We start from the raw sequence: 25,151 nt of genomic DNA, 5'->3' as shown, positions 1-25,151 counted from the left end.
TATAGCATAACCGTAAGACGGGATCATCTTGCATTGTGTGCTGATTCCGGTCTGAATTATGGGTATTATACAGACTTTATTATCCACACACGTCTACACGGAATCTTCGATGTTAAAAATCTTTAATACTCTGACGCGCCAAAAAGAGGAATTTAAACCTATCCATGCCGGGGAAGTCGGCATGTACGTGTGTGGTATCACTGTTTACGATCTCTGTCATATCGGTCATGGGCGTACTTTTGTCTCGTTCGACGTGGTCTCTCGCTACCTGCGTTTCCTGGGTTATACGCTCAAATACGTGCGTAACATCACCGACATTGATGACAAAATCATTAAACGTGCTAATGAAAATGGCGAGAGTTTTGTCGCGCTGGTGGATCGCATGATCGCTGAGATGCACAAAGATTTTGATGCACTCAATATTCTGCGTCCGGACAGCGAGCCGCGTGCCACGCACCACATTCATGAAATTATCGATATCACCGAAAAGCTGATCGCCCGCGGTCACGCCTATGTTGCCGACAACGGCGATGTGATGTTCTCGGTGCCGACCGATCCGAACTACGGCCAGCTCTCTCGCCAGGATCTGGACCAGCTGCAGGCCGGTGCGCGCGTTGACGTCGTTGACGTGAAGCGCAACCCGATGGACTTCGTACTCTGGAAAATGTCCAAAGCCGGTGAACCAAGCTGGCCATCCCCGTGGGGCGAAGGGCGTCCGGGCTGGCACATTGAGTGCTCGGCGATGAACTGCAAGCAGCTCGGCAAGCATTTTGATATTCACGGCGGCGGGTCGGATCTGATGTTCCCGCACCATGAAAACGAAATCGCTCAGTCCACCTGTGCTCACGGCGGCGAGTACGTGAACTACTGGATGCACTCCGGCATGGTAATGGTCGATCGCGAAAAGATGTCTAAATCACTGGGCAACTTCTTTACCGTGCGCGACGTGCTGAAATATTACGACGCGGAAACCGTTCGCTACTTCCTGATGTCCGGCCACTACCGCAGCCAGCTGAACTACAGCGAAGAGAACCTGAAACAGGCGCGTTCTGCGCTGGAGCGTCTGTACACCGCGCTGCGCGGTACCGACAAATCTGTCGCACCGGCAGGGGGCGATGCGTTCGAAGCACGCTTTATCGAGGTGATGAACGACGATTTCAACACCCCGGAAGCCTACTCGGTGCTGTTTGATATGGCGCGTGAAGTGAACCGCCTGAAAACAGAAGATATGGCTGCCGCGAACGCGCTGGCCGCTCATCTGCGCAAACTCTCTGCGGTGCTCGGCCTGCTGGAGCAGGAGCCGGAAGTGTTCCTGCAAAGCAGCGCACAGGCGGACGATGGCGAAGTGGCAGAAATTGAGGCGCTGATCAAAGCGCGTCTGGAAGCGCGTCAGGCGAAAGACTGGGCGGCGGCGGATGCGGCGCGTAATCGCCTGACCGAAATGGGGATCATCCTGGAAGATGGCCCGCAGGGCACCACCTGGCGTCGTAAGTAGGTCACTGTTACCCGGTCAATTCCGTAAAACAGTCAATAAAACGCCCGGCATGTTCGGGCGTTTTGCTATTTCTAGGCCGACTCCCGCGCGATCAGCTGCCCGGAAAGGGTGATCCGCTGCGTTTGCAGATCCGGCTCTTTCAGCTTGCGAATCATTAAACCGGCCGCCTGACGGCCCGTCTCTTCACTCGCCGACGACACATAGGTGAAGGACGGCGAGGTCAGATTCACATGCAGCATATCTTCAAACCCGACCAGCGCGACCTGCTGCGTCAGAAACACATCTTTCCCGACGGTACGCCCGACCTGATGAATCCCGGAAATCGAACCGATCATCGCATCCGGCGAATGGCAGAGCAGGGCGGTGATGGTGTTGTTTTTTTCCAGCAGCTGACGGGTAATAAACCCTGCCGCCTGGGTATCGTCGCTACAGACCGGGGCGGATTCTTCGCGGTTCACCAGGCCGTATTGCGTCATCGCGCTGCGAAAACCGAGCAGGCGCTGCTCGCGGATCAGACAGCCTTCCCGCCCGCCGATATAGGCGATATTACGATGCCCGCGTTCAATCAGATAACGGGTGGCGAGATTCGCCGCCTGGCGATTATCGCGCATCACCAGATTGCAGGTTTCATTCAGCAAGGACTGGGAGACCACGACCAGCGGTAACGGGCATTCGCGAATTTGCGCCGGAAGCGTGGAGGTTCGCGTATCGGACGCCAGATAGATCACCCCGGCGACGCCCTGCTGTTTAAATGAAAGCAGGCAGCGCTCAAGATGCTCGTGATCGTTAAGCGGCTGCCCGAGGAAAACCATATAGCCTTGCTTTTCCAGCTCCTGCACGATGCTCGCCATCACTTTGATGGAGAAACTGTCGCTGAAATCACGCAGGATCAGGCCGATAAGATTGGAGGTGTTGGCGCGAAGATTGGCGGCAGCGACGTTATGAATGTAGCCAAGCGTATTGATGGCAGCGTGGACTTTCTCAATCGTTGCCTCTGAGATTTTCCCTTTCTGACGTAACACCAGCGAGACGGTGGACACCGATACGCCTGCGTGTTTTGCGACATCAATAATGCTGACTTTCTTCAAACTCGCTCCCTGAAATTTCTCGATTATCAGCCAGATAAGACACGCCTCCCAGAGTACAGGAGACGTGCCGGTCCGGCATCTTATTATTTACCGATCATGGTGGACATGGTCTGGGCGATAAACTGTGCTCTGGCACCGAAAATCACCTGAATACCGTTATCGCCGACGAAGACGACGCCGCGCGCACCCAGACCGTTCAGCCCGTCTTTATCCACTTCATCACTCTTCGCCACTTCCAGACGCAGACGCGTGATACAGGAGCCGACGGAGTCGATGTTTTTCGCGCCACCCAGCAGGCCGATGATTTCGGTCGCGATTTCGGTGTCGGTTTTGTCATCCGTGGTGGCGGTCACTTCCGTGCGGCCCGGCGTTTTGACGTCGAAACGGCGGATGACGAAGCGGAAGGTGAAGTAGTAGATCAGCGCCATCGGAATACCGATGATCACCGCGTTGAGGAAGTTAGTCTGATAGCCGTTGAACGACGGCAGGATACCAAACGAAATGTAGTCAATCAGGCCCGCAGAGAAAGATTTGGCGATGTGAGCGTGCAGAAGGTACATCGTCATGTAGGCCAGACCCGCCATAATAGCGTTAAAGACGTACAGGATCGGGGCCACGAAGATAAAGGTGAACTCCACCGGCTCAGTGATACCCGTCAGGAAGCAGGTTAACGCCGCCGAGAACAGAATACCGAAGGCGATTTTCTTATTCTTGGTGTGGGCTTCGTGATACATCGCCAGACAGGCCGCAGGCAGCGCGAACAACATCAGCGGGAACTCGCCCTGCATGAATTTACCGGCGTTCTGGTAAGTGTCGCTGCTAAAGGATTTGGTCCCTTCTTCCAGCATTTTGAACCAGATTGTCTGATCGCCGTGGATCACCTGGCCCGCCTGGGTAGTGTAATCGCCAAACGAATACCAGAACGACGGATACCAGATGTGATGCAGGCCGAGCGGGATTAACGCACGTTCAACCAGACCAAAGATAAAGGTCGAGGCCGCCTGATTATCGCCGTTCACAATCACCGACAGGGCATCGATCCCCGCCTGAATGTGCTGCCAGACATACGGCAGCAGCAAACCGAGAACGAATGACAGAAACGCAGTGGCGATGGCGACAAAACGTTTGCCGGAGAAGAAGCCGAGGAACTCTGGCAGCTGCATGGTGTGGAAGCGGTTATAGCACCAGGCCGCAAGAATACCGCAGATAAGCCCGCCGAAAACGCCCATTTGCAGCGTCGGAATACCCACCACCATGGCGTATTTCCCGCCCTGGGAGGCCATTTCCGGTGTAATGCTCAGAACGGTGCCGATGGTGATGTTAGTGACAAACACCGATACCGCCGCCGACAGGGCTGCGATCCCGGATTCAGACGCCAGGCCTACGGCAGAGCCAATGGCGAACAGCATCGGCAGGTTATCAAAAATAACCCCACCGGCGTTCATCATCAGCGGCATGTGGAATTTATCGCCGAAGGCTAACAGCAGGCCCGCAGCAGGAAGCAGTGAAATTGGCAGCATCAACGCGCGGCCAATCATCGATAACTTAGACAACGATTTAACAAACCCTGATATCAGACTCATGCTGATTTCCCCCGAGAAGCGCTTTGAGAGGCGCTGTTATTGTAAGTAGAACGTTTTAGTAGAACGTTCTACTTATCGTGAGAGAAGCCTGAAATTCGTGCAACTTAATTTTCACATTTCAACAAACGAAATAGTGATTCTTTGAAGTTGATCGAGAATTAACCGTTATGGTTGAGGGGAAATCAGGGGGCTGAGAGGGGGGGAAATACCGGGCGGCAGAAATGCCTTACCCGGTCTACAAACACCAACCACGCGTCATTGGCCCGACAAGCTAAGCGCCGCCGGGCCTTAAGCGACTCAGGCGGTAATGGTGATGCTCTGGTTTTCGAAGGTGACCGTCTGCCCTGCGACAATTTTGCAGCGCTTGCGGGTTTCAACCACGCCATCGACTTTAACCAGACCGTCGGCGATGAAAATCTTCGCCTGTGCGCCGCTTTCGCTCCAGCCTTCCAGCTTCAGCAGATCGCACAGTTCAACGTGCGGGTGTTTACCTAATGAAAATGTTGCCATCTTACGCTTCCTCTGCGTCGTGATACTCAACGCATGCTTGCAATGTATTCTGAATCAGGGTTGCTACGGTCATTGGACCCACGCCACCCGGTACCGGTGTGATGTAAGACGCGCGCGCGGCGGCGTCTTCAAATACCACGTCACCCACCACTTTGCCGTTTTCCAGACGGTTAATACCCACGTCCACTACGATGGCGCCTTCTTTGATCCACTCGCCCGGAATAAAGCCCGGCTTACCGACCGCCACGATCAGCAGGTCGGCATTCTCGACGTGCTGACGCAGGTTTTTGGTAAAGCGGTGCGTCACGGTGGTGGTGCAACCGGCCAGCAGCAGCTCCATGCTCATCGGGCGGCCAACGATGTTGGATGCGCCAATCACCACGGCGTTCAGACCGTAGGTGTCGATGTTGTAGCGCTCCAGCAGCGTCACAATACCGCGCGGCGTACACGGACGCAGACGCGGTGCGCGCTGGCACAGACGTCCGACGTTATACGGATGGAAACCGTCCACGTCTTTATCCGGTGCGATACGCTCCAGCACCTTCACGTTGTCGATGCCCGCAGGCAGCGGCAACTGCACCAGAATACCGTCGATCGCGTCGTCGGCATTCAGGGTGTCAATCAGCTCAAGCAGTTCTGCTTCGCTGGTGGTTTCGGGCAGATCGTAGGAACGGGAGACGAAGCCCACCTCTTCACATGCTTTACGTTTACTGCCGACATAAATTTGCGATGCCGGGTTGCTGCCAACCAGCACAACGGCTAACCCTGGAGCGCGTTTTCCGGCCGCTGTACGCGCCTTCACTTTTTCCGCGACCTCAGAGCGCACCTGCTGCGCAATCGTTTTACCGTCAATAATCTTTGCTGCCATCAGAGAGAGGATTCCGTCTGTAACGTTTGAAAGGGGGATTGCCTATATTTTGTCAGAAGCGAGGCCCGCTGTCAGTCACCCATTGAGAGATTTCCACAATCAGGCTCTAAACCCTGCTCATTGAATGGTCTTTTCCTAAGGGAAATTAGGATGTAGCCTGGAATTATCGCAGTGTTTTGACCTGTTTTAATATTTGTCCGTGGGCTACTTTGTTGCTTCCAAAATAAACTTTCAATTACGCAATTGAATGTGTTTTTTATTCCCGAATTAACCCGGGAAGGGCTTTTTACATTCCAAAGGAACAGATATGAAACTTAGCAATATTGCTTCTTCCGTCATTGCTTCGCTGGTATTGGTTGCGGGTGCAGCTCATGCAGCAGATCCCGTTTCCGTCAATGGCGGTACCGTTCACTTTAAAGGTGAATTAGTTAATGCGGCATGCGCAGTAAATACTGAATCTGCGGATCAGATCGTGACTCTGGGTCAATATCGTACCGCTAAATTCACGAAAGTGGGCGATACCACTTCTAATATTCCGTTCAACATTGAACTGAATGATTGCGATCCAGAAGTGGCTGCCACCGCTGCTGTTGCCTTCACCGGCCAGATTGATGCGACCGATAAAACCCTGCTGGCTGTAACCGCAGGCGATAACGACAACACGGCTAAAGGTGTTGGTATCGAGATCCTGGATAGCGCGTCCAGCACCCTGACACCAGACGGTGCAACCTTCTCCGCAGCGAAAACGCTGATCGCAGGGACCAACACCCTGAACTTCACCGCACGCTACAAATCGACTGCGGCAACCACTGAGCCTGGTCAGGCGAACGCGGACGCCACTTTCGTCTTGAAATACGAATAATCGGCTTTTCAGGGAAGACCGGGCCTCAGGGAAGAGGCCAGTTTGATCCACATCGAGGGCTAAGGATGACCAGAATTGGGCTTCTGTTTCTGCTGACGATTACTGCCGTACAGCCTGTGATGGCGCACCGCGTGGTGGTGGATGGCGGACGGGTACATCTCAAAGGTGAGCTGGTCAACGGCGGTTGCGCCGTGGCGCCCGAGAGTCAAAGCCTGCGCGTGGAGATGGGGCAGTATCGCACCAACGCCTTTCACGGTGTGGGCAGTTTTTCGACGGTGGATGTGCCTTTTACCCTGCGTCTGGTGGATTGCAGTGTGGATGTTTCCCGCACGGTCGGGATGATGTTTCAGGGCATTACGCCCGCTGAAGATCCGCAGGTTTTTCTGGCAACATCCCGTCCCGGCAACAGCCGCGTCAGTAGCGGGATTGGGCTGGCACTTTTTGATTCGCAGAAGCGACAGATTATTCCCAACGCCACCGCCAATAATATGCTGCCGATCGACACGCCCGAGCTGAACTTTCATTTCAGTGCGCGCTATCGGGCTATTTCAGAACACCTTGTGCCGGGCAATATTCAGTCGGATGTCTGGTTTACGTTGATTTATCCATAACGTCGTACACGCCTGCGAACTTAATAGTAAAGGTATTGTTGTGATGAACTCCCTAATAAAACCAGGACTGATCTTTTCGCTTATTTTGATGATGATTTCTCTGCCCGTTCAGGCATCCGGTGGGATTGCTCTGGGGGCGACGCGCGTGATTTATCCGGCCGACGCGAAACAGACATCGCTCGCGATCACGAACAGCAATAAACAAGAGCGCTATTTAATTAACGCGTGGATTGAAAACGATCGCGGGCAGAAAGAAAAAACCTTCGCGGTCACGCCGCCGCTGTTTGTCAGCGAACCCGACAGCGAGAACACGCTGCGCATTATCTATGCGGGGCCGCCGCTGCCAACGGACCGCGAATCCCTGTTTTACATGAACGTGAAAGCCATTCCTTCGGTGAACAAAGCCAACCTGGAAGGAAAAAACGTTCTGCAGCTGGCGATTCTGTCGCGTATCAAACTGTTTGTGCGACCAAAAAATCTGGCGATGCAGCCGGAAGAGGCGCTTTCGCAGCTGCGCTTTGAACGCGCGGGCAATCACCTGAAAGTCAGCAATGCTTCACCCTATTACGTCACGCTGGTGAACCTGCAACTGGGCGGCAAGAAGCTGGAAAATATCATGATTGCGCCGAAGAATTCAGCCCAGCAGGCGCTACCTGACGGGGCCAGCGGAACACTCTCCTGGCAGAGCGTGAATGATTACGGCGCGATTACTCCCGCGCGTCGCGTCAGTCTTTGAGCAGAGTCACAGTGATGAATCCTTCACGATGGCGTTACCGCCCGTGTGTGCTGGCCATAATGGCGGTGCTCTGCCCGGGGATAGCCTGGTCTGAGAACTATTTTAACCCCGCGTTTTTGTCTGATGACACGGCGGGCGTGGCGGATCTGTCGCGCTTTGAGCAGGGGCATCAGCAGGCGCCTGGCACCTATCGCGTGGATATCTGGCGTAACGATGAGTTTATCGGTACCCAGGATGTCCGCTTTGAGGCCGGCGATGAAAATACACCTCCGGTCGCGGGCGGGCTGTCGCCGTGCATCACGCGCGCGATGCTGGATCGCTTTGGCGTCAACATTACTGCCTTCCCTGAACTGCTTAACGTGACCGGCGAAACCTGCGTTCCGCTGGCGACGGCGATCCCCGGTTCGGAGATTGGCTTCAATTTTGCCTCGCTGCGCCTGAACGTCAGCCTGCCGCAGGTGGCAATGCAGAACAGCGCGCGCGGCTATATTCCGCCGGATCAGTGGGACGAAGGCATACCGGCGCTGCTGCTGAACTACAGCTTCAGCGGCAACAAAGGCAATGACGCCGACAACAGCTACTACCTGAATCTGCAAAGCGGACTGAACTATGGCCCGTGGCGGCTGCGTAACAACGGGGCGTGGCGCTATACCGAGAGCAACGGGGAAAGCCATCGCGAGTGGCAGAACATCAGCACATCCGCCCAGCGGACAATCATTCCCCTGAAAAGCGAGCTGGTGGCCGGGGACAGCAACACCGGGAATGACGTGTTCGACAGCCTCGGTTTCCGCGGGCTGCGCATGTACTCCTCTGACAGCATGTACCCGGACAGCATGCAGGGCTACGCGCCGACCGTGCGCGGGATTGCCCGCACTCCAGCGAAAGTGGTGATCCGCCAGAACGGGTATGTCATCTATCAGAGCTACGTGCAGGCAGGGGCATTTGCCATCAGCGATCTGAACCCGACGTCGTCGAGCGGCGACCTTGAGGTTACGGTTGAAGAGAAAGACGGCAACCCGCAGCGCTATACGGTCCCGTACTCCACGGTGCCGCTCTTGCAGCGTGAAGGCCGCATGAAATACGATCTGGTGGCGGGGGATTACCGCAGCGGCAACGACGATCAGGACACGCCGTTCTTCACCCAGGGCACGCTGATTGCGGGCCTGAGCAACGGTTACACCCTGTATGGCGGCACCCAGCTCGCCTCGCGCTACAGCGCCATCGCGCTCGGTGCGGGGAAAAACTTCGGCGACTGGGGGGCGATTTCACTCGATGTCACCCAGGCGCGCAGCCAGCTGGCTGACGACAGTCGCCACGAAGGGCAATCTTTACGCTTCCTGTACGCCAAATCTCTGAACGGATTCGGGACTAACTTCCAGCTGCTTGGCTATCGCTATTCCACCAAAGGGTTCTACACCCTGGATGATGTGGCGTGGAAAGCCATGGAAGGTTACCAGTACAGCGACAGCAAGGACGAGAACGGCGTGTCGGATGTGGTGAGTTATCACAATCTGACGTGGAACAAAAAAGGGCGCTTCCAGGTGAACATCTCTCAGTCGCTGGGGGATTACGGGTCGCTCTATGTGTCGGGCAGCGAGCAAACCTACTGGGGAACGAGCGATTCCAGCGTCTGGTATCAGCTGGGTTATGCCGGCGGCTGGCGGGGCGTGAGCTATTCCGTCTCCTGGTCGTGGAATCAGGCGGTGGGCATTGATGGCACAGACAAGCTGGCCTCGTTCAACGTGTCGGTTCCGTTCAGCCTGTTTACCCGTCACGGTTATCGCCGTGACAGCGCCTTCGATCGCGCCTACGCCACGGCCTCCGCCAGCCGCAACAGCAGCGGAGATACCACCTGGCAGACCGGCGTCAGCGGCACCTTGCTGGAAGATCGAAACCTGAACTACAGCGTGAGTCAGGGACACACCAGCACCAACGGTGCAAGCGGCAGCGCCAGCGCAAACTGGCAGGCCACCTATGGCACCTTCGGCGCTGGGTACAACTATTCCCGCGACCAGCACGATCTGAACTGGCAAATGTCAGGCGGCGTGGTGGGCCATGCGGACGGTGTGACCTTCAGCCAGCCGCTGGGGGATACCAACGTGCTGATCAAAGCGCCGGGCGCGTCCGGGGTGAATGTCGAAAACCAGACCGGGGTGAAAACCGACTGGCGGGGTTACGCCGTGATGCCTTACGCCACGGTCTATCGCTACAACCGCGTGGCGCTGGATACCAATACCATGAACAACAGTACCGATATCGAAAACAACGTCAGCAGCGTGGTGCCGACCAACGGTGCGCTGGTGCGTGCCAGCTTTGATACGCGCATTGGCGTTCGTGCGCTGCTGACCGTCATGCGCGGCAATCAGCCGGTGCCTTTCGGTGCCGTTGTGCGCGAAACCGGAAGCGGCGTCACCAGCATGGTGGGCGATGACGGACAAATTTACCTCAGCGGGCTGCCGCTTAAAGGCGAGCTGCTGGTTCAGTGGGGCAACGGCGCCAGCGCCCAGTGCCACGCGCCGTACGTCCTGCCTGAAAAGAGCCTGCAACAGGCAATCACGATGAAGGAGATTCGCTGTGATTAAGAGTCGATACCTGATGGTCGCGCTGCTGGTAATGCTTCCTGTCACGCAGGCGCTGGCCACGGTCTGTGCTAACGAAAATGGTGTGCCGACGGATATCTATTACGATCTGACGGATAAGTTTAATAGTTCCAATAACCAGATTGGGCAGATTGTCACGCTTGCGGAGAAATCCCAGTGGGTGGGGGTCAACGCGGTCTGCCCGAAAGGGACATCGGGCAACACCACCAAGCGCAGCTACGTGACCGATTTCCCGATCACCAGCACCATTGATGGCTACAAATATCTGAAGCTGAATGAGTATCTGGATGGCGCGATGAAGATCACCGACAGCTACTCTGGCGTGTTTTACCCGCCGCAGAATTTTATTCAGATGGGGAGCCACCCGAACGTCTCTAAAAATCAACCTTTCGGGGTGAAAGACTCGAATCTGGTGTTTCGCCTGAAGGTGACGCGGCGGTTTATCAATATGGTGGAGATCCCGCGTCAGACGATGTTCCGGGTCTATGTTACGACCACCTCATCGGACCCGCTGACGACCCCGGTGTATACCATCAGCTACAGCGGAACCATTCAGGTGCCGCAAAGCTGTGCGATTAACGCCGGGAAGGTGGTGGAATTCGATTTTGGTGATATTGGCGCCTCGCTGTTTAGCCAGGCCGGGGCGGGTAATCGCCCGCAGAACGTCTCGCCTAAAACCCAGACCATCGCCATAAAATGCACTAACGTGGAGGCCAACGCCTACCTGACTATGCGAGTGGAAACGGAAAAAGTGTCCGGGAATGCGCTGGTTTCTGATAATCCTGATCTCGGTTTTATCGTCGCCAGCACGAACAATACGCCCCTGACGCCCAATAATCTCGCCAGCAAGATCCCGTTCCGCCTGGATGATAACGCCTCGGCAGTCATTGGGATCACCGCCTGGCCGGTGAGCGTCACCGGGAATAAACCGAGCGAAGGGCGCTTCACCTCACGCGGCTATCTTCGCGTGGATTACGATTAAGGAGAGGGCGATGCGCATAGGGATTTTAGTTGCCGCTGTAGCCGTAGCCTTTATGCCTGTGAAAGGCGTGCTGGCGGCAAGCCCACTGGGCGAAATCAATATCGAACTGTACGGCAATATTATCGATTTTACCTGTGTGGCTGAGGGGAGCGACAGCGACAAATCGGTGACGCTGGGCACCTGGCCGACCAAACAGCTCAGCACCACGGGCAGCAGAACCCAGGCGATGCCGTTTACGCTAAAGCTGACCGGCTGCCCACCGGGTGCGGCGTCGATAACCTTTTCTGGAAAAACGGATCCGCAGGACCCAGAACTGCTGGCCTTAAACGATGCCAGCCAGGCGACGAATGTTGCGGTAGAAATACGCGATCGGGATAAAACGCGTCTGCCATTACAGCAGGCGAGCCAGAATGTGGTGGTTGATGAGCAAGGAAATGCAGTTTTGAATTTTTATGCGAATTATATCGCTACGGCAAATAATCCCCAGCCGGGGCGTGCAGATGCCGATGCGACCTTTATGATTAATTATAATTAAGCCTAAACACCCTCCCTGAAACTCACTGGAGTCTCAGGGAGGACTTTCAGATTAAAGCAGCTCGTGCGCTTTGGCATAATCAATCAGCTCTACAATAGTCTGCACACCTAATTTCGAGTAGATGTTGGACTTATGCGCACTAATTGTTTTGTTGCTAAGTAATAATTGCTGCGCGATTTCCTTGTTAGATAATCCATTGGCCAGATAACGCAAAACAGTCACCTCGCGGTTTGATAACGGCATGTCATTTATTGCTCCCCGGTGTGAGCCTTGATGATTTATAAAGCTCAGGGTCTCATAGGGAAAGAACGAATATCCAGAGAGCAACATTTCCACGGCGTTATAGATATCATTCAGATCTTTTCTTTTGCTCACAAATCCATTTGCACCTGCTCGCATGGCGCGGCCAGCGTAAAACGATTCTGATTTGGAAGACAAAAACAGAATTTTTATGTTGTCATCTAAGTTCTTGATTCTTTTTAGCAATGAAAACCCATCTGTGCCAGGTAATTCGATGTCGAGGATCACCAGATCGATAGGGTGATTGCGAATGTAGTCGAGTGCTTCATGGCTGTCTCCTGACTTGAGTTTAATCTCAATGCTTTTGTTTTTCTGGAGCAGGACTTCAATTGACATTCTGACGATAGGGTGCTCGTCAATAATGATGACGGATGCCGGTTTCATTTTTTATGCCTCAGGTTGTGAAAGCGCAATTGCAATCTCTGCAAAAGTGCCTGGTAAGCCGGAAGGATAATTCTGCAGATCCTTATACGGGGGTAATTCCCTGGAAAAAGCGTAAGCATCCTTGTTTGCATTCTGATAAAAAATGGCAGTAGCGCGTTGGCTTATTAATATTTTGGAAAGAGTAAAGGTATTTCTTATTCTCCTTTGGAACATGCTTATTATACCGTGTAAGTTTTCTCCGAAAAGCCTGTAAATTATTCAGGGTGTACTTATTAATATGATCTTCTGGAGACGGAAAGTGATTATTTTAAATTTGGGCTAAATCACCAGACATTCCTCTTAATGTGGATTATCCTATTTATGTAATTGCAAAAAATAATAGAATCCCCTCAATGTTAATTTAATGTTGCCATTTCACCCACGGTAAGCGGAATCTTCTGGGCCATCACGGTGGAAGATTTATTGCCGCTTTCCGCGCGACACCTTCATTTGAAAGTGCTGTTCACCTTTCAGCAAAAAAAGCCGTCGGTTGCAGAAGGATCTGCTGCCAGTAAGGGATGGCGTTTTTAGCGACTCATTGAATACTCACGTTTTTACATCGTTATCATCTTTTTAACGGATGAGATTAAAACTTAACTTCTGGATGAAAATGCTGTTTTTTGATCGCTACGCAGAGATTAACATCACGAGAAATCCTGGATTAGGAATAGTTGTAATCTTTGCATAAATGTTAATTTAAAACACAATTTTAATATTGTGCGTAAGTAATTTCTTAAAGGTCTTTAGGAATTAAGGGGTTATTCGGAAGAGGAGACAGAAAGGCGATGCAGCAGATGCAGTAATTCCTGACGATGGTTTAACCCTAATTTACTGAGAATTCGTCCCAGACGATAAACCACGCGGCTGTAAGGACGCTGGCGAAAAAGCGCAATATTTCTTAGTGATTCCCCCTGTGTCAGATATTGCAGGACAAACCACTCTTCTCTGGAAAAGTAGATGTGGCGATTATTCACGGGAGGGAGGGCCGTCGCTAACGCATGTTGCAGCGCCTGAGCCGGGAGCTGGCGCTCAAGCACATCAAAGGGACCGCTGGTTTTACAAAACAGCCGGGCATCATAGTCATCAGCGCGTATCAGCAGGCTCACGGCAGTGTAGGGGGGATACAGAATGGCACGTCGAAGCGTGGTGAGCATCTCCATCAGCGGCATCGTGCGGCTCTCCATATCGACAACCAGTCTGGCCGAGGGCCAGTTTTCCAGCGCGCTGAAAGCCGATTCGAGCGTGTCATATCCGCAGCAGTGTTTCAGGGGGGATGGGCCGTGCTGAATTCCTGCATGCAGGAAACGATCGTGGGTCACGAGAACGATAAAGGGGGCGTCGGGTCTGCGTGTCTGGTTGATGGATTGACTCAAATAAACAAGACGATCAAAAAAAGGGGCGCTGGAACGCGAATGTGAAAAACCCAGCGAATCGCTTCCTTTACGACGACGCCGATAGCGGCGTACGGTCATGCGCATAGATTCTCTCTCAGGCTAATGTCCTTTTTTCTTCAGACCAGCCTACAGACGGCCAGTAATATCCCTGACCGAATCCCGCTCCTGCCTGCAGCGCGTACTCCCGATCCTTGTTTGACTCAATACCTTCAATCAGCACATTGCTGGCGACCTGTGCGCAGAGATTTACCAGCTGGGCTAGTGCAGGCGAGCCTTTTTTCCGCCAGAACGCCATCTTATCGATCTTGACGCCACATAACGGTAAACGACAGCCTAAAAATGGACGAACAGATGCCGTGTTTACGTCATCAAGCCAGAGATGGCATCCGCGTTCGACGAGCGTCCACCAGTGGCGGGTCACGCGCTCACGCATGGGAGCCGGAAGTCTGAAGAGTGCGCTGGGTTCGACAATTTCAATATTCTGGCCGGCGTTAAGCAGCGGCAGGATTCGGGCGAAGGATTCTGGGTCACTCAATACGGTTATCGGCAGGTTGATAAAAAGGTTTTTAGCGTAAAGTGTGTTTTTTAACATGGCGAGCTGCAGTTCAAGCAACCTAAGCGACTGTTTCACCGACTGTTGCTGAAAAAACGCTTCACTTTGCTCAGGGGAGGCGAGAAGGCTAAGCACTTCGCGCCCGACCACTCGCGAAGAGGAGAGGGCAACGATGGGCTCCAGCTTGATGCCGATAATCTCTGGCGAGACGCTACGCAGTGGGGGGAGATCGCATTCTGGCAAGCCGGAATGGTTAAGCGGGAATGGGGGGGTCACTACACTGTCCTGTTATCTTCCGGCTCCTCGGCGCCGGGATACCGGAGGCTAGTGTGAGAGCGATGGTCGGCAGAAAATACCAGGCGTTACTTAAACGGCGTTAAGCCTTTTCGTAGAGTCATCAAGTGGCAGAAAAATGAGAGGAATGTCGAAAAAACAGACGTATTGACGAGGGATAAACAGGGGGATGGTGAGAAGGCAGGCGATTGCGCTAAAAGGCATTGACTCACTAGCCATTGACCGTATAATTCCAGGCGTTTCACACCGCAAGTGCACGCTTCTCCGTGCGCCCTTAGCTCAGTTGGATAGAGCAACGGCCTTCTAAGCCGTAGGTCGTAGGTTCGAATCCTACAGGGCGTACCATTAAGTCGCTGTTACTCACGCCATCACCACGTTAAGCAACTCCTCCACCGGTAGCGGTCGGCAAAAATAAAACCCCTGCAAGAAGTCGACCTGTTTAGCACGCAGATAGTTCGCCTGTACCTGTGTTTCCACCCCTTCGGCAATAATCTTCAGATGCATGTTTTTGGCCAGCGCAATCATGCTGTCCACGAGCCGTGTATCGGCACTGACGCCAATCTGGCTGATAAACATTTTATCGATCTTGATGAATTCCGGATTCAGGGCAGAAATATAGGACAGGTTCGAATAGCCGGTGCCAAAGTCATCCAGCGCGACAGAGATGTTGGCGCGCCGCAGGGTAGCAAACCAGTTACTCAGCTGCGGGGTGAAATGCAGCGGGTGTCTCTCGGTGATTTCCATCACCACCTGACTCTGATTCGCGACGCATTTCTTTAACAGCTCGCAGGTGTCGATCTCGAAATTCGGATCGAGACAATTTTGCGCGCTGATATTAATGCAAATGTAAGTTCCCACCGGGAGGTGCTGAATCGGGTGTTCGAGATCGGCAATCACCTGCTGGATAAGCTGATGGGTCAGCGAAATAATCAGGCCGTGTTGTTCTGCCAGTGGGATAAATACGTCGGGTGAAACATCGCCATAAGTGGGATGCCGCCAGCGAGCGAGGACTTCGACGCCCGCGATTTTCCCGGTCTGCGCGTTGATAAACGGCTGATAAACAGGGGTAATTTGCTTTTGCGCGATGGCCGTTTTCAGGGTTTTCAACCCAGGCCGGGCGGGGATCGTTTTAAAGCGTGACAGACCGCGGATCAACGATGATCCCAGCCCGTTGAGAAACGTAGGATCTTTTTTAAGGGTGTTTTCCATAGGTCACTTTTATCGCGTTTCCGTCAGGCAAACCGGGAAGGTTTACCTGACGAGAAGGGGGGAATCACTGGCTGGATTAGAATTTCACCCAGTCGTCCTGGTCGCTGACGCTCTCTTTTTTGCCGGGAGCCAGCGCAATAACATGCCCTTTGCCCGCCGGACGGCTCTCCTTAAGCTGGCGTGGGGTATTCGATACACGGAAGATCGACACCACCTTCTCTAGCTGCACGGCCTGATCTTCCAGCGAACTGGCCGCAGCGGAGGACTCTTCAACCAGCGCGGCGTTCTGCTGCGTGGTGGTATCCATCTCGGCCATCGCCTGCGCAATCTGCGAAATCCCTCGGCTCTGTTCGTCCGTCGCGGTCGCGATTTCACTCATGATATCGCGCACCTGAGCCACCGATTTTTCAATTTTGAACATCGCGGCACCGGCGCCTTCCACCAGGTTAAAACCGGTATCGACGTGAACGGCGGATTCGTGAATTAGGTTCTCAATCTCTTTTGCTGACTGCGCGCTGCGTTGCGCCAGGGTGCGCACTTCGGCGGCGACAACCGCAAAGCCTTTCCCCTGATCGCCCGCGCGTGCGGCTTCGACGGCGGCATTGAGCGCCAGAATGTTGGTCTGGAAAGCGATACTGTTAATCACTGTGGTGATCTCAGAAATACGGTGCGAGCTGAGTCGCACATTTTTCATGGTATCGATCACTTTCTGCGAAATCAGGCTGCCTTCGCTGGCATTTTGCGACGCTTCTTCCGCCAACAGGCGCGCCTGGTTAGCGTTTTCCGCGTTCAGCGCGACGGTGGAGGTCAGCTCTTCCATGCTGGCTGCGGTCTCCACCACGGCAGCAGACTGCTGCTCGGTGCGTGAAGACAAATCCATGTTGCCTGCGGCGATTTCCGTGGAGGAGCGGGCCACGCTTTCCACCCCTTCGCGCACGTCATTAATAATGCTTTTCAGGTTTTCGTTCATGGTTGAAACGGCCTGCATCAGCAGCCCAGGTTCGTCATGACGCGTGCTGGTCAACGTACTGGTGAGATCGCCTTTGGCGATTTGCTCTGCGACGCGCAAAGTTTCGTTCAGCGGACGGGTGATCGATGCGGTGATCCCCATTGCCAGCAGCAGGCCAAGGGCAATACCAATGGCAGCCACAATGCTCATCTGCAGCCGGACGCCATCAACGGTCTCAACCACTTTTTGTTGCTGTCTGGCGAACATCGACTGAATGGTCTCAATCAGTGTCTCTGCTTTATCCGTCAGGGTGTCTGAGAGGGTCGATTGTTCTGCCCACACAACTTTGTAGTGGTCGAGTTCTGCAGCGATTGCCTGCATATCTTTAAGAGTGCTGTTCAGCCAGGCGTTTTGATCTTCCGGCACAAACTGCAGCATCTCTGTTATCCCGTTTTTGGCCGCGTCCAGACGCGTCAGGACGTTTTGCTTTGCCGCCTCCGTCGGGTGCTGCTTATAGAGAGAGACCTGGGAGTCAATATCGCTCAGGATGAAGGCCACCTGTGACGCAACCAGCGTCTGCTGTGGAGTTAACGCCGCGCTGTGGCTTAATTTCGATGCGATTTCTGAGTTATCGCACAGGGATTGCGTATTGAGTTTGCGCTCGCTGTCCGTTTTTTCGCTCGCCGCTTTGGTAAACGGCGTAAGGGACGCGATGTAGTTTTTCACCGCAGCGTCCGTCTTATCCACGGAAACTTTTCCCTCAGGCGTCCAGGTGTAAGTTTCAAGCCGGGCGATCATATCCTGCATCGTCTGGGCGGCATCGTTGGTCTGATCGAGATACTTCTGATCCTGCGTATACAGATAGTTCAGACGGGCCAGTCGCACGGCAGACAGTGCGTTAAACAGGCCGGTGGTATGTTCATTTTTCTCGACGCGATCCTGAATGCTCACCATCCCCAGCATTCCCGACAGCAGAATGGCCAGTGTCACCAATAAAATAGTCGAAAAGCCGAACAAGAGTTTTCGGCTGACTTTTAAATTTTGAAAACGATTCATTACACTCATCTATTTTTCCCGGGCCGGTTTTTACCGAGCGATAATATTTTTAGCTATGTTGCCATCATTAATGGAATGCAAAACATGAAACTGAAGAAGTAAAAAAAAGCCCTTTGCACTCAGGTACGAAGGGCAAAACCGCTGAGTTGACATCACTCACTCAGGGGATCAGACTTCTCCTCTTTTTTAACAGAGTGAGCAGGGAGTTCGCTCATTCTATAATATACGGGGACGACATCCTGGTAATTAATGATGTAACCATGCCCTCTAATATTGCGAATAAAGTCCTCGGGTAATCCAAGAAGATTCAGTTTGTTGTTCAGGTTATGAAGCACTTGCCATAAACGCTGGGTCGAAGGACTGAGGTTATTGTCCTCCCAGATCTTTTCGAACAACTCTTCTTTGGCGATGACTTTCTTACGACCATGTTCCAGCAGATACAGGAAAAGCCGTAACATCGTTTCGTTAAAATAGATTGATGCAAACGCCACACTTTTATCGTTGTGACTACCGGTAAGTCGGTACAGTCTGCGATTTGTAATATCGAAGTGAATTTCATCACCAATCATAAAGCCATATAGACGATAGCCCATCTCTTTATTCCTGCATTAGAGTCAACCTGACATACGCCGCTGGAAATACACTTTTCTAATAAACCATACATTTTATAAGGTGGATTATATGTATGCCGTTCGTGCTTTCCAATACACAACCCTATGCGCTATAAGAAACCCTGTGTTGACGATTTGTTTATAGAGTTTCTATTTACATAAGTTGCATCTGTAGTGCTAAGTACCTTGTTTTTTATGATTTCTGGAGATTAATGCTAAAAACGCGTAATGAATCAACCACTCAACATAAAGTCGCGAAGTTTTCTGGTTTTCAAGCATCAATGGCTGATTGTGAGTGTCGATGATCACGATTCCTTCATCCATGGGTTTCCGATGCCACAACTTTAAGAATTGCCTGACAAAAACGTGAGTGAAGTTATATGATTTATACTGATTAAGAGGCTTAAGGCGCGAGCGAAGAGCGGTTTTTTGCATGAGGGTGTTTATTTCAACCTGCTGATATATAATAACTAAATTCTGAATCAGGTTTTCTATGTCAACTATCGATCGCACCATGAAAAAAGTGTACGTCATCAACGATACCTTGCTGTTTGAACCTGATTTGCGGCGTCTCGGTCCGCTGGACGGGTATCCCCAGAGGGCTACCACGCTTCATGGCCCGGTGAGCGAGTGCCTGCTTTTACTCTTGGAAAACAACAACCAGGTTGTGACGCAGCGGGTTCTGTTTGCCTCCATTTGGGAGAAACAGGGGGCGATTGTCAGTACCAATGCCCTTTACCAGACCATTTCCCAAATCCGCAAGGCGCTGAAATTTGCGGGGTTGGAAGAAAACATCATTAAGACCCTGCCTAAAGAGGGGTTTAAGTCGATTGCGCAGCTGCGCGAAGGGGAGCTGGACGAGTTTATTCGCCCGCAGACAACGGCGCTGGTTTCGGTTTTGCCCGAAGAATATCCCGTCGCCGAGGTTACGGCGGTGGCTGTTTCTGAGGTGATTCGCAAACCCCCTTTTTTCCCGGCAAAGCTTGCCTATGGGGTGGCAGGCATTCTTTTTCTGCTCTCCTGCGCGATATCGTACTTTCTGATTAAAGAGGATAAGTCCTCTCTGACGCATTATCAGTCGGTGAGTCAATTTAACGGATGTGACGTATATTCATCCTGGCGGGATAAAGAGAAAACCAGTGAAATGCTGGCGGGACTGGCGAAACGCTATCCCATTCAGTGCAAACCCGGAGGGGTACTTTGGATGACCAGCAGTTTTTCGCAGCAGGCTCATTCGGTCATTATTTGCGACCGTCCGCTAAAGGACAAAAATGCGCAGTGTGATTCCATTATTTACAGGCCGCAGAATCATGATGATGAATAAAATAACGCTGCGCTGGACGTTTATCGTTCTGGCCATTGCCGCACCCTTGCTTTATGCGTGGTATATTCATTACCAGCGTAATCACTTTAGCTGCGAAGCACATGTAACGGTGGTAGACGATAATTATCTTCTCGACGTCATGATGGATTATTCATTTATGAACGGGGAGGGTAGCTATGCAACGTCAGGGGAATATACCCAGAAAGGCCAGCCACCTGTCGAAGTCAGTAATAAAATTGCGTTTAATTACTGGCGAGAAGCGGGGGATATTATTATGGTGTCCAGCGACACCAGTGGACGCCCAAAAAGAAATGAAGCCTTCAGGTTGGATGTCCCGGACTTTTTCCGTTTGCGCGATCGCGGCCTTAAAGTTCAGATAACGCCGGCGAACGCCTCCAGCTATTTCATTATCTACAGAAACGCGCCTGTTATTTATTGCGCAAAAGAGTAGATGAGGTGACCTAACGCTCTCTCATCCCTGCTTGTTTTATCTTGTTGCCCATTTTTACGCTTGATCATATAAAGATAATGAGTATAGTTCTCATTCTCTTTAGTGTTTGTGGGCAGCGACGGACGATTCCCGCATCAACAGTGAGCGCAGATCTCACACGGAACACTGAGTGTTAACGGTGGACTCTGCACTGGCCTCACAGCCTGTAAAACAACCTTAATCGCACAGCAGCATGCGACGCAGTTTCCCGCCTGATTCTCTTTTTGAACGGTAAAGGATGTTCCTGATGACAAAAAAATTGTCCGCGCTGGCGCTGCTTGTGGCTGCCTCTCTTTCCGGCTGCGCCGCGCAGCATGCCGCCAAACCTGCCCCTGAAGCCCACACCGCCGTAACCGCGCCTGCTGAAACCGGCGTGGTGAAGCGTGAACTGGCCGACGGCTTATACGAAATGGTGCTCAGTCCGAAAGGCGATGCGCTGTATGTCGCAAGTGCCGAAGGGTTTAAGGACGTGCAGGGCGGGGTGATCTACAAACTCGATCCCACTACGCTCAAAACCCTTGGCCGCAGCCATACGGATCTGAAAAACTTTGCGCTGGCGATATCAAAGGATGGCAGCACCGTCTATGCGACCAACTCGCTGGACGGCGGTATCAGCGCCATCAGCACCGCAGACGGCAAAGTGAAAAATCGTCTGCTGTTCACCGAGCGCAACAAAGAAGGTTTCCCGTACGGGGCGCGCCAGGTGCTGCTGCATGATGGCACCCTTTACATCGGCGGTGTCGCCGATCCGGCAGTGGTCTGGGTGGTGGATGCCGAAACGCTCAAGCTGAAAAAAACCATCAAAAATGCCGGGCAGTGGGTGACGGGGCTGCTGTGGTCTGAGCAGACTCAGCGCATATACGTGGCTAACGGCGGCGGCGAAATCCTGATTATCAATCCGCGCAACAATCGCATCGAAAAACGCTGGAAACCGCTCGGCGACAAACCGGCGCTGCTGCTTAACCTGGCAGAAGACAAGGCCACGGGTCGTCTGTTCGTGACCGATAACTCCAAAGCCAAAACCACGCTAGTGCTGGATATCCACACCGGCGAAGTGATCAAGCAGCTCGATGTGGGCGATTCGCTGGCGGTGAAATTCAACGCTAAACGCAACGAGCTGTACATCACCCAGCGCGAAAGCGGAAAACTGCTGAGCCTGGATGCCACGACCTATGCCGTCAAACAGAGCTGGGATCTGCCTCCGAATCCAAACAGCCTGCTGCTGTCCGAAGATGGCCAGACGCTGTACGTCACCGTCAAACAGGCGTTCAACAAAGACCACTCCACGAACGGACCGGACAGCGTTGTCAGAATTTCACTGAAATAAACCTCTTATAAATTTTCAGGCCCGGCGACGGGCCATTTTGCGCGTATGTTGAACGAGTTAATCATGAACAACACCAGAATGAACAAAACGCTGCTGGCGCTCGCCATCGGCGCGGTTACGCACTCCGCCTTTGCGGCGGAGACCTCAAAAGAAGAGACTCTCGTGGTGCAGTCTGCGCCGGCCAGCGATTTCAAACCGGGCGGCGATCAGCTGGTGCCCGCCTTCCTTGACGGACAGGTCGCCAACGGTGGCCGCATGGGAATGCTCGGCCAGCAGAACGCGATGGACGTGCCTTTTAACATCATCAGCTACACCTCGAAGCTGGTGGAAGATCAGCAGGCCAAAACCATTGCCGATGTGGTCGCCAACGATGCGGGCGTGCAGTCGGTGCAGGGCTACGGTAATAGCGCGGAAAGCTATCGCATTCGCGGCCTGAAATTCGACGGCGACGACATGACTTTTGGCGGTCTCTCCGGCGTGCTGCCGCGTCAGGTGGTCGATACGCAGATGGTTGATCGCATTGAGATCTTCAAAGGCGCTAACTCCCTGATGAACGGCGCGGCAAGCTCCGGCGTCGGCGGGATGATCAACCTTGAGCCAAAACACGCGGGCGATACGCCGCAGGCCAAAATTGGCGTCGATTACACTTCTGATTCGCAGATTGGCACCACGCTGGACGCCGGTCGGCGCTTCGGGGAGAGTGACCAGTTTGGCGCACGCGTGAACCTGGTCCACCGCGAAGGCGAAGCACCGGTCGCCAACGACCGCCGTCGCACGACGCTGCTCTCTACCGGGCTGGATTTCAAAAGTGACAACTTCCGCACTTCCCTGGACATGGGCTATCAGAAGAAAACCTTCCATGGCAGCGAAACGGGCGTCAACATTTCCGGGGTCGACTTCGTGCCGACGCCACCGAAAAACGATCGTAACTACTCGCAGAAATGGGCCTACAGCAATATCGAAAACGAATTCGGCATGTGGCGCAGCGAGTACGACATCACCGATAACTGGACGGCTTACACCGGACTGGGCGCGCAGCACGCCCACGAAGAGGGGCTGTACAGCGGCGCGAAGCTGATGGATAAGAGCGGCAACGCCACGGCGACACGTCTGGATACCAATCGCATCAGCGACGCCGTGAGCGGCATGGCGGGCATTCGCGGTAACTTCGATACCGGTTTCGTGTCGCACAAGGTCAACGTGGGCTACTCCGCAATGACCAAAAACGAAAAAATCGCGTGGAAGATGTCGGCGGCAGCGGATAACCCGATCACCAACATCTATCACAATACCGGTGTGGATAAACCTGACAGCAGCAACTTCAATGGCTCCGGCGGTAACTACAGCGATCCGTTGACCAGCGGCCGCACCCGCACTCAGGGCTGGTTGCTCAGCGATACCCTTGGCGTACTCGACGACAAACTCTTGTTTACCGCTGGCGCGCGCCATCAAAAAGTGGTGATTCGCGGATACAACAAAATCACCGGTGCGGAAAACGACGCCGATGGTTTTGACGGCAGCCGCTGGATGCCAACCTACGGCGTGGTCTACAAACCGTGGGACGAACTTTCGCTCTACGCTAACCACACCGAAGCGCTGCAGCCGGGTAAAACCGCGCCAGACACCGCGACTAACTACGGGCAAAGCACCGGGATTGTTCACTCGAAGCAGAACGAAGTGGGCGTGAAAGCAGACTTCGGACGGGTGGGCGGCTCTTTGGCCCTGTTCGAAATCAAAATGCCGTCGGCGATCCTCGACAGCGTGACCAAACACTACGGTCTGGATGCCGAGCAGCGTAACCGCGGCGTGGAGCTGAACGTGTTCGGCGAGCCGATGCTGGGAATGCGTCTTAACGCCAGCGCCACCTGGCTGCAGGCAGAAATGACCAAGACCAACAACGGGCTGAATCAGGGTAACAAGGTCATCGGCGTACCGAATTTCTATGCGGTGCTGGGTGCGGAATATGACATCAAACCGATCGACGGCCTGACGGCCACCGCGCGCGTGAACCACTCCGGCTCTCAGTACGCGGATCTGGCGAACAGCAAAAAACTCGACAGCTACACTACGCTGGATCTGGGCATGCGCTATCGCTTCGCGGTAAACCAGAACCAGAATCAAATGACCGTGCGTGCCGGTATCGACAACGTGACGGACGAAAACTACTGGGCAAGCGTGGACGATTCCGGAACCTACCTGTTCCAGGGCGAGCCGCGTACCTTCAAAGTTTCCGTCGGCTACGAGTTCTAAGTTTTACCCTCGTTATCAGGGGCACGGATGCCCCATCCATTTCTTAAGCGTGCGCCAGCGCAAACGCAATTGCGGCGTGAACGGTCACGATCTGCGCGCGCGTACAGGCCTCTGGCGTGGTGCCGGGGCTGTCGGGATAAACTTCCGTGGTGGTGGTAAACGGAGCACCGGTAAGGGTGGCGCACAGATGATAGGCATGAATGTCATATTCCACCACGCCCTCGCTGACGACGATGAACTCCATCATTTTGCCATTCTCATCGGCAGGGGCGATATGGGTGACTTTCTTCACGGCGTCGATAATCGCCTGCTGGAAATCCAGGCGTGAATTCTGCGTATCGCTCACCAGATAGTAGCCATCGGGAATTGTCCCCGGCTCAAACGGCAGTCCGTCGCGCGCGGCCTTCGCCGGTCGGAACTCGCTCTCATCGCTGTCGGTGGTTTCGTGCAGATCTACGTGCAGCAGGAATTTGCCTTTCAGCGGGGCGGTTAACGCCATCAGCGCGCGGGCTTCTTCGCCTTCCCCTTGTGGCCAAAACTGGCGGTTGGTATCCACGGCTTCATAGGTCCAGCGAGTGATATGCTCGTAGGCCCACGGGCTAACGCACGGCACCACCAGTAGATTGATTTTCCCCGCATACTCATTCTGATACTCCGCCAGGAAGTTCAGCGCGCCCATCACGCCACTGGTTTCGTACCCGTGAACACCGCCGGTAATCAGCGCGACGGGAAGGTTGTCGTTCCAGTCTTGTGATTTCACGGCCATTAGCGGGAAAGTCTGGTCGCCGTAATGTAATTCGCCGTACTGACTCACGTCGTAGCGAGGCTTGAGGGCATTGATCGCGTCAAGCACGTCCGTCTGATAGCTGCGAAAACGCGTCTGGTTCTCGCGCCACTGCTGTTTTTCCGCCGCAGTCCATGGCTGGCCTGGCGTACCGATAGGGTAGAACTGTTTCTCAGTCATAGGTCACTCTGTCAGTGTAGGGTTCTCAATATCATACCCAGCCGCGCTTTTAAATTCATATGGGTATTTGAGCCGGGCCTGCAACTTGCTCCTGCTGACCCGAAGTGTTAAAAGGTGCCCCTTCCAATAAAAATACA

22 protein-coding genes and 1 tRNA gene are annotated in these 25,151 nt (G+C 53.5%); 12 read left to right on the top strand and 11 right to left on the bottom strand.

The annotated features are described in order from the left end of the window. Nucleotides 1-109 precede the first annotated feature (109 nt). The gene (gene cysS, locus F153LOC_RS05790) at nt 110-1,495 is read left to right on the top strand and encodes a cysteine--tRNA ligase (RefSeq protein WP_102104252.1); all 1,386 of its coding nucleotides are present in this window, start codon (nt 110-112) and stop codon (nt 1,493-1,495) included. A gap of 71 nt (nt 1,496-1,566) precedes the next feature. Here the strand turns inward: cysS and malI are convergent, their stop codons facing one another. The 4 genes from malI to folD all read right to left on the bottom strand — a co-directional run bounded on the left by malI (nt 1,567) and on the right by folD (nt 5,544). Then, nucleotides 1,567-2,583, bottom strand: a complete 1,017-nt coding sequence (gene malI / locus F153LOC_RS05785; protein ID WP_102104251.1) for a Mal regulon transcriptional regulator MalI — start codon at nt 2,581-2,583, stop codon at nt 1,567-1,569. 83 nt (nt 2,584-2,666) lie between these two features. Continuing rightward, on the bottom strand, nt 2,667-4,166 hold the full coding sequence (locus tag F153LOC_RS05780; RefSeq protein WP_100777337.1) for a PTS transporter subunit EIIC: 1,500 nt from the start codon (nt 4,164-4,166) through the stop codon (nt 2,667-2,669). Between the two features lie 297 nt (nt 4,167-4,463). Then, nucleotides 4,464-4,676 (bottom strand): ribosome-associated protein YbcJ, encoded by a 213-nt coding sequence (gene ybcJ / locus F153LOC_RS05775; RefSeq protein ID WP_100777336.1) that lies wholly within the window; start codon nt 4,674-4,676, stop codon nt 4,464-4,466. Between the two features lies 1 nt (nt 4,677). Further along, on the bottom strand, nt 4,678-5,544 hold the full coding sequence (gene folD / locus F153LOC_RS05770) for a bifunctional methylenetetrahydrofolate dehydrogenase/methenyltetrahydrofolate cyclohydrolase FolD (protein ID WP_102104250.1): 867 nt from the start codon (nt 5,542-5,544) through the stop codon (nt 4,678-4,680). A gap of 307 nt (nt 5,545-5,851) precedes the next feature. On the opposite strand from folD, the gene fimA reads away from it, so the two are divergent. The 6 genes from fimA (at nt 5,852) to sfmF (ending at nt 11,870) form a co-directional block, all read left to right on the top strand. Then, complete coding sequence (gene fimA / locus F153LOC_RS05765; RefSeq protein ID WP_100777334.1) at nt 5,852-6,406, top strand: type 1 fimbrial major subunit FimA; 555 nt, start codon at nt 5,852-5,854, stop codon at nt 6,404-6,406. A gap of 65 nt (nt 6,407-6,471) precedes the next feature. Next, nucleotides 6,472-7,017, top strand: a complete 546-nt coding sequence (gene fimI, locus F153LOC_RS05760; RefSeq protein ID WP_102104249.1) for a type 1 fimbrial protein subunit FimI — start codon at nt 6,472-6,474, stop codon at nt 7,015-7,017. Nucleotides 7,018-7,060: 43 nt separating this feature from the next. Continuing rightward, nucleotides 7,061-7,753, top strand: coding sequence for a type 1 fimbria chaperone FimC (fimC, locus tag F153LOC_RS05755; protein WP_100777332.1), 693 nt, complete (start codon nt 7,061-7,063; stop codon nt 7,751-7,753). Between the two features lie 14 nt (nt 7,754-7,767). Beyond that, nucleotides 7,768-10,335, top strand: a complete 2,568-nt coding sequence (locus F153LOC_RS05750) for a fimbrial biogenesis usher protein (protein ID WP_102104248.1) — start codon at nt 7,768-7,770, stop codon at nt 10,333-10,335. Between the two features lie 13 nt (nt 10,336-10,348). Further along, nucleotides 10,349-11,335 (top strand): type 1 fimbria D-mannose specific adhesin FimH, encoded by a 987-nt coding sequence (gene fimH, locus F153LOC_RS05745; protein ID WP_369804792.1) that lies wholly within the window; start codon nt 10,349-10,351, stop codon nt 11,333-11,335. A gap of 10 nt (nt 11,336-11,345) precedes the next feature. Further along, nucleotides 11,346-11,870, top strand: a complete 525-nt coding sequence (gene sfmF / locus F153LOC_RS05740; RefSeq protein ID WP_102104246.1) for a fimbria assembly protein — start codon at nt 11,346-11,348, stop codon at nt 11,868-11,870. Between the two features lie 51 nt (nt 11,871-11,921). On the opposite strand, the gene fimZ is transcribed toward sfmF, so the two are convergent. From fimZ to F153LOC_RS05725, 3 genes are all read right to left on the bottom strand, one after another. Further along, entirely contained in the window at nt 11,922-12,554 is a 633-nt protein-coding gene (fimZ, locus tag F153LOC_RS05735) for a fimbria biosynthesis transcriptional regulator FimZ (RefSeq protein ID WP_100777328.1), read from the bottom strand. 797 nt (nt 12,555-13,351) lie between these two features. Next, nucleotides 13,352-14,071 (bottom strand): response regulator transcription factor, encoded by a 720-nt coding sequence (locus tag F153LOC_RS05730; protein ID WP_100777327.1) that lies wholly within the window; start codon nt 14,069-14,071, stop codon nt 13,352-13,354. Nucleotides 14,072-14,081: 10 nt separating this feature from the next. Further along, nucleotides 14,082-14,816 (bottom strand): EAL domain-containing protein, encoded by a 735-nt coding sequence (locus F153LOC_RS05725; RefSeq protein WP_233210355.1) that lies wholly within the window; start codon nt 14,814-14,816, stop codon nt 14,082-14,084. Nucleotides 14,817-15,102: 286 nt separating this feature from the next. Between F153LOC_RS05725 and F153LOC_RS05720 the strand changes: the two genes are divergently transcribed. Continuing rightward, nucleotides 15,103-15,179: transfer RNA gene (locus F153LOC_RS05720), tRNA-Arg, on the top strand. Between the two features lie 15 nt (nt 15,180-15,194). Here the strand turns inward: F153LOC_RS05720 and F153LOC_RS05715 are convergent. From F153LOC_RS05715 to F153LOC_RS05705, 3 genes are all read right to left on the bottom strand, one after another. After that, nucleotides 15,195-16,043, bottom strand: a complete 849-nt coding sequence (locus F153LOC_RS05715; RefSeq protein ID WP_102104245.1) for an EAL domain-containing protein — start codon at nt 16,041-16,043, stop codon at nt 15,195-15,197. 76 nt (nt 16,044-16,119) lie between these two features. Continuing rightward, nucleotides 16,120-18,048 (bottom strand): methyl-accepting chemotaxis protein, encoded by a 1,929-nt coding sequence (locus tag F153LOC_RS05710; RefSeq protein ID WP_158238456.1) that lies wholly within the window; start codon nt 18,046-18,048, stop codon nt 16,120-16,122. A 152-nt stretch (nt 18,049-18,200) separates the two neighbouring features. Further along, nucleotides 18,201-18,641, bottom strand: coding sequence for a winged helix-turn-helix domain-containing protein (locus tag F153LOC_RS05705; protein WP_102104243.1), 441 nt, complete (start codon nt 18,639-18,641; stop codon nt 18,201-18,203). Nucleotides 18,642-19,152: 511 nt separating this feature from the next. On the opposite strand from F153LOC_RS05705, the gene F153LOC_RS05695 reads away from it, so the two are divergent. The 4 genes from F153LOC_RS05695 to F153LOC_RS05680 all read left to right on the top strand — a co-directional run bounded on the left by F153LOC_RS05695 (nt 19,153) and on the right by F153LOC_RS05680 (nt 24,050). After that, the gene (locus F153LOC_RS05695; RefSeq protein WP_102104241.1) at nt 19,153-19,983 is read left to right on the top strand and encodes a transcriptional regulator; all 831 of its coding nucleotides are present in this window, start codon (nt 19,153-19,155) and stop codon (nt 19,981-19,983) included. After that, nucleotides 19,970-20,434: a hypothetical protein gene (locus F153LOC_RS05690; protein ID WP_146003455.1), complete on the top strand. Its 465-nt coding sequence runs from the start codon at nt 19,970-19,972 to the stop codon at nt 20,432-20,434. Before F153LOC_RS05695 ends, F153LOC_RS05690 begins: the two co-directional genes overlap by 14 nt. A gap of 286 nt (nt 20,435-20,720) precedes the next feature. Further along, on the top strand, nt 20,721-21,800 hold the full coding sequence (locus tag F153LOC_RS05685; RefSeq protein ID WP_100777315.1) for a YncE family protein: 1,080 nt from the start codon (nt 20,721-20,723) through the stop codon (nt 21,798-21,800). 63 nt (nt 21,801-21,863) lie between these two features. Continuing rightward, nucleotides 21,864-24,050 carry a TonB-dependent siderophore receptor gene (locus F153LOC_RS05680; protein WP_102104408.1) on the top strand — a complete coding sequence of 729 codons (2,187 nt, stop codon included), beginning with the start codon at nt 21,864-21,866 and terminating at the stop codon, nt 24,048-24,050. A 43-nt stretch (nt 24,051-24,093) separates the two neighbouring features. Here F153LOC_RS05680 and F153LOC_RS05675 read toward each other — a convergent pair whose 3' ends face one another. Further along, nucleotides 24,094-25,014 carry a M14 family metallocarboxypeptidase gene (locus F153LOC_RS05675; RefSeq protein WP_102104239.1) on the bottom strand — a complete coding sequence of 307 codons (921 nt, stop codon included), beginning with the start codon at nt 25,012-25,014 and terminating at the stop codon, nt 24,094-24,096. Nucleotides 25,015-25,151: the final 137 nt, after the last annotated feature.

Source organism: Lelliottia sp. F153 (genome assembly GCF_002870005.1).
Lineage (GTDB): Bacteria > Pseudomonadota > Gammaproteobacteria > Enterobacterales > Enterobacteriaceae > Enterobacter > Enterobacter nimipressuralis.
This window is presented reverse-complemented; position numbering and strand designations above follow the sequence as displayed.